Raw genomic sequence first — 4,104 nt, 5'->3', positions numbered from 1 at the left:
GGTGGCGGTGGAGCGGCGGGCGAAGTCGACCTCGATGAGGCGGGCTCCGGAGTCGTTCAGGATGTGACCGCGTTCGACGGGCCCCGCGTCGGGTGGCAGAGGGACGCAGGGGACGCCGGCGAGGAGTCCGCCGACCACGGCGGCCACCGTTTCCAGCGAGGCCGTCGCCGTCACCGCGAAGGCCGGCGGATGACTGCCGGCGAGGTCCGCTGCGACGGCGCGGGCGGCACCGAGGAGCTCCTCGTAGGAAGCGGTGCGGCCGGCGACGGTGATGGCGTCCGCCCGGTCCCCGTAGGCACCGGTGAGAGCGGTCAGCAAGGCGGCGACTCCATTCGGCAGTGGATACGGAAAGGTCCGGCCAGCCTACGCGGGCTCCCCCTGACGGCAGGAGCCTGTGATCAGTAGGACTTGACACGTGGGGGCTCCGCCCTGTGCCGCTGTCCGGCCCGTTCCGTACGCTGGCTGCATGCGCACGCGCCCCACTCTGAGCTGGACCCCCACCGAGGACCTGCGGCCGGGCACCACGGATCCGAAGCCGGTCGCCGACGCGCTGAGGACCGGCGGCGTGCTGGTGCTCAGCGGGGCGGGCCTGTCCACGGAGTCGGGCATCCCCGACTACCGCGGCGAGGGCGGAAGCCTGCGCCGGCACACCCCGATGACCTACCAGGAGTTCACCACCAGTGCGCACGCCCGGCGCCGCTACTGGGCACGCAGCCACCTCGGCTGGCGCACCTTCGGCCGCGCCCGGCCCAACGCCGGGCACCGGGCCGTGACCGCGTTCGGGCGGCGCGGCCTGCTCTCGGCAGTGATCACCCAGAACGTCGACGGCCTTCACCAGGCCGCCGGCAGCAAGGACGTGGTGGAACTCCATGGAAACCTGAACCGGGTCGTCTGCCTTTCCTGCGGCGCCTCCAGCGCGCGCCGGGAGCTCGCCCGGAGGCTGGAAGAGGCCAATGCGGGCTTCGAGCCCGTGTCCGCCCGGCTGAATCCGGACGGTGACGCCGACCTCACCGACGAACAGGTCGGAGACTTCACCGTCGTGCCCTGCCTGCGATGCGGCAGCATCCTCAAACCGGACGTGGTGTTCTTCGGCGAGAACGTTCCCCCGCACCGGGTCGAGCGCTGCCGCGAACTGGTCGACGCGGCGACCTCACTCCTGGTCCTCGGGTCCTCGCTGACGGTGATGTCCGGCCTGCGGTTCGTGCGCCAGGCGGCCCAGGCCGGAAAACCCGTACTGATCGTCAACCGGGACCCGACCCGGGGCGACCGGCACGCCGCCACCCGCGTCGCGCTCCCCCTGGGGACGACCCTCACCGCCCTCGCCGACGGACTGGACATCCCCGTCGACGGCCGGACGGGGGACTGAATCAGGGCCCGACGGTCATATCAGGGGTGCCGGGGACCGCGTAGGCGGGTAGGCGGCCTTTGGCCGCTCAGCGCGTGGCGCGGCCGTGGAGAAGCAGGGCTCGGGCGAGCGCGGCCAGGGCGGTCGTGCACAACAGCGTACGGACGATGTTCGTGGTGACCCACGTCGACTTGAACCTCTCCACGACCGTGAAGTCGGCCATCTGCGCGACGTCACCGCCGTCCGCGAGCTCGTTGTTGAGGGGAATGTTGACCGCGAACGTGATCACCAGCACGACGAGATACGCCGCGGTGGCAAGCCCCGCCCACAGGGCGGTGGGACGCCGGCCCGTGCGGTACTCGACGACCGCCGAACCGGCAGCCAGCAGCAAAGCCAGTACGAAGGCCATGCCGAAGAGCGGGTTGCCGTCGATGGCCGCGTTGAACGCACGCATGGCGGTGACGTAGGTCCGCTCGTCACCGGCCGCCAGCCCCGGCATCACCGAGACGTCGAACGCGAAGAACAGCCCTGCCATCAGCCCGACCAGAACCGTCGACAGCATCAACAGGACGACGGCGAACCCGCCCGCACCCCCGGGCGGCGGGGGCGGAGCCTGCCGGCCAGGGCGTGGGGGCGGCGTGAACGACGGCGGACCGCTACTCATAGGACAGCATCCTCACTTCCGACAACCGGCAGACGCCCGGGCGCGTACAACGCCCTCGGCACGAACGCCCGATCGTGACACCACACTTTCGATCTCCTGCCGGATTTGAGTCTTTCTTTGTGCAACTCTTCAGCCGCCAGTACAGATTCACTCACAAGACGGCACAGCGTCAGCACCGTTCCAGAAACCCTCGTTGCCACCCATCCGGGTCGGCACCGGGTGCCGGTAGGGGTTGATCGTTGTATGAGCAAGCAGATACCTTGCGCCGTGTGGACGCACAATCGACCGCCGCAGCCCTGCCGCCGCCGGCCCCCGTGCCGCGGCCGGCCGATGATGCCGAGGACGACCGCTGGTGCACCGCGGTACGGCTGCTGAATCTGATGGAACGCCGCCTCGACGAGGTGCTGCAGCGACACCACCACCTGCCGCTGTCCGAGTACCGGGCCATGTGCGCGCTGAGCCGGCCGGAGAGCACAGACGGTCTGCGGATGGGTGAACTCGCCTCGCGGATCGGGATGAAGGACAGCTCGGTGACCCGGCTCATCGCCCGCCTCGAGGCGCAGGGGCTGGCCCGCCGGGCTCCGGGAGGCGGGGACGGACGGGCGGTCACGGCCGTCATCACCGACGCCGGACGCGAACGGTACGCGGAGGCCACGTCCACCTACCGGGCAGCCTTGGGCGCCGAACTCGACGCCGCCCGCACGGACATCCACCTCGCCGACCTCGCCAGCTGGGTCCGCACCGCCGCACCAGCCGAAACGCCGGAGTAGGGACCGCTCGACCGAAGGGGAGTTCGCATGGCAACCGTGACCGACCACTACGAGGACCTCCTCGCCGACCAGTACACCTGGATGCTCGGCGGGGACATCGCCGCCCTCGCCGAAGGCCAGGCCGCACTTCTGCGCAGGCTCGGCGTGCTGCCCGGCGAGGGCCCGGCACGGCACGCCGTCGACCTCGGCTGCGGGCGGGGCGCCCAGTCCCTCGCCCTGGCCGGCCTCGGCTTCGGGCCGGTCACCGCCGTCGACACCAGCAGGAAGCTGTTGGACGAACTCGCCCTGCACGCAGGGGAACACACGCCGATCCGCCCGCTCAACGCCGACCTTCGCGCCGTGCTCCCCCGCATCACCGCGCCGGCGACGGCAGCCGTGGTGCTCTGCATGGGCGACACCCTCACCCATCTGCCGGCCCTGAGCGACGTGAGCGCCCTCCTCGACGACGTCCACACCGCCCTCGCGCCCGGCGGCCACCTGGTCATCACCTACCGCGACCTCAGCCACCCGCTCCAGGGCACGGACCGCTTCCTGCCCGTGCGCAGCGACGAAAACCGGCTGCTGACCTGCTTCCTGGAATACGTCGACCAGAACACGGTGATGGTCCACGACCTGCTCCACACCCGCACCGACGGCACGTGGTCCCTGCACAGCAGCAGCTACCCGAAGCTACGTATCAGCACCGCCTGGCTGACGGCCCGATGCCGCACCACCGGACTGGAAATCAGCCACAGCGCCACCGGCGAACGAGGCCTGCACATCCTCCACGCCCGCAAACCCTGAAACCCCGACGGTGGCAGGCGGCGCTGCCCGGACACCCCCTAGGCTGGGGCCATGTCCGCCGAGATCACCCCAACGCCCGGCCCGCTGCGCCTGGAAGCCGTCACCGCCGAGAACTTCGACGCCGTCTGCGCGATACAGGTACGCCCCGATCAGAGCCATCTGGTCTCGCCGGTGGTCAAGTCCCTCGCCGAGGCCTACGTGCACACCGCCGCCTGGCCGCGCGCCATCGTCGACGGCGAGGAAGTCGTCGGCTTCGTCATGGCCTTCCTCGACATCGCCTGGGACCCGGCCACCGACCCCACCGACCGCCGCAGCGGCATCTGGCGCCTGAACGTCCACGCCGACCACCAGGGCAAGGGCTACGGCCGCTTCGCCGTCCGCGCGGTCTGCGAGGAGATCCGCGCCCGCGGCACCGGCCAGGCCTACGTCAGCTGGCACACCGGCCAGGGCAGCCCCGAACCCTTCTACCTCGGGCTCGGCTTCCACCCCACCGGCGAGTACGCCGGCGACCAACGCGTCGGCGTACTCCCCCTGAGCACCCC

At 71.0% G+C, this 4,104-nt stretch carries 6 protein-coding genes; 4 read left to right on the top strand and 2 right to left on the bottom strand.

Annotated features, from left to right (window positions below):
• The coding region (locus PV721_RS41870) for an AMP-binding protein (RefSeq protein ID WP_319733920.1) at nucleotides 1-318 on the bottom strand (318 nt) is incomplete at its 3' end.
• A gap of 148 nt (nucleotides 319-466) precedes the next feature.
• Here PV721_RS41870 and PV721_RS41865 point away from each other — a divergent pair.
• Nucleotides 467-1,366, top strand: coding sequence for an NAD-dependent protein deacetylase (locus tag PV721_RS41865; RefSeq protein WP_319733919.1), 900 nt, complete (start codon nucleotides 467-469; stop codon nucleotides 1,364-1,366).
• 67 nt (nucleotides 1,367-1,433) lie between these two features.
• On the opposite strand, the gene PV721_RS41860 is transcribed toward PV721_RS41865, so the two are convergent.
• Nucleotides 1,434-1,907 (bottom strand): DUF1772 domain-containing protein, encoded by a 474-nt coding sequence (locus PV721_RS41860; protein WP_319733917.1) that lies wholly within the window; start codon nucleotides 1,905-1,907, stop codon nucleotides 1,434-1,436.
• Between the two features lie 371 nt (nucleotides 1,908-2,278).
• Here PV721_RS41860 and PV721_RS41855 point away from each other — a divergent pair, with 371 nt between their 5' ends.
• The 3 genes from PV721_RS41855 to PV721_RS41845 all read left to right on the top strand — a co-directional run.
• Nucleotides 2,279-2,779 (top strand): MarR family winged helix-turn-helix transcriptional regulator, encoded by a 501-nt coding sequence (locus tag PV721_RS41855; RefSeq protein WP_319733915.1) that lies wholly within the window; start codon nucleotides 2,279-2,281, stop codon nucleotides 2,777-2,779.
• A gap of 27 nt (nucleotides 2,780-2,806) precedes the next feature.
• Nucleotides 2,807-3,562 carry a class I SAM-dependent methyltransferase gene (locus PV721_RS41850; RefSeq protein WP_319733913.1) on the top strand — a complete coding sequence of 252 codons (756 nt, stop codon included), beginning with the start codon at nucleotides 2,807-2,809 and terminating at the stop codon, nucleotides 3,560-3,562.
• 51 nt (nucleotides 3,563-3,613) lie between these two features.
• The coding region (locus PV721_RS41845; RefSeq protein ID WP_319733911.1) for a GNAT family N-acetyltransferase at nucleotides 3,614-4,104 on the top strand (491 nt) is incomplete at its 3' end.

It is taken from the genome of Streptomyces sp. MB09-01 (assembly GCF_033794505.1).
In the GTDB taxonomy this organism is placed as follows: Bacteria; Actinomycetota; Actinomycetes; order Streptomycetales; family Streptomycetaceae; genus Streptomyces.
This window is presented reverse-complemented; position numbering and strand designations above follow the sequence as displayed.

Excerpts from the sequence above, each read along its gene's own strand:
- PV721_RS41865 (WP_319733919.1), top strand. The coding sequence starts at position 467 with ATGCGCACGCGCCCCACTCTGAGCTGGACCCCCACCGAGGACCTGCGG.
- PV721_RS41860 (WP_319733917.1), bottom strand. The coding sequence starts at position 1,907 with ATGCTGTCGACGGTTCTGGTCGGGCTGATGGCAGGGCTGTTCTTCGCG.
- PV721_RS41850 (WP_319733913.1), top strand. The coding sequence starts at position 2,807 with ATGGCAACCGTGACCGACCACTACGAGGACCTCCTCGCCGACCAGTAC.